Annotated in this window: 1 pseudogene; it reads left to right on the plus strand. The window is 54.5% G+C overall.

Features of this window, described 5'->3' with window-relative positions:
* A pseudogene (locus UF06_RS27010) lies at positions 1–387 on the plus strand (PLP-dependent aminotransferase family protein); the annotation flags it as partial.

The raw sequence follows: 387 nt of genomic DNA on the forward strand, positions 1-387 counted from the left end.
GTATTGCAAGCTTACCAGTTGCTTGAGTCGCAGGGGTGGATCACTACCAAACCGCAAACGGGCTATTTTGTAACGCCGGACTTAGCGCGTTTTGCCGATACGCGAGCGACTCGTCCTGCCATACGTCAATCGATTGACGACGACATGTATGATTTCCTCAAGCACCAAAGTAATAAAGTCGCGGTGCCATTGTGGTACGCCTTTCCTGACCCGCGCTTGTTTCCACTCGCGGCACTAAATCGCAACTTGGCCCGTTCCGGGCGCAAGATGTCGGTAGATTTGCTGGCCGCCAACCTGCCGCCCGGCTGTGAATCGTTGCGTAGGTTGGTTGCGCAGCGCGACATACAGCACGGAATGGACATCTCACACGACGACATTGTGATCACA

Origin of the sequence: Vibrio sp. S234-5, from assembly GCF_000960595.1 — a bacterium.
Classification (GTDB): Bacteria; Pseudomonadota; Gammaproteobacteria; order Enterobacterales; family Vibrionaceae; genus Vibrio.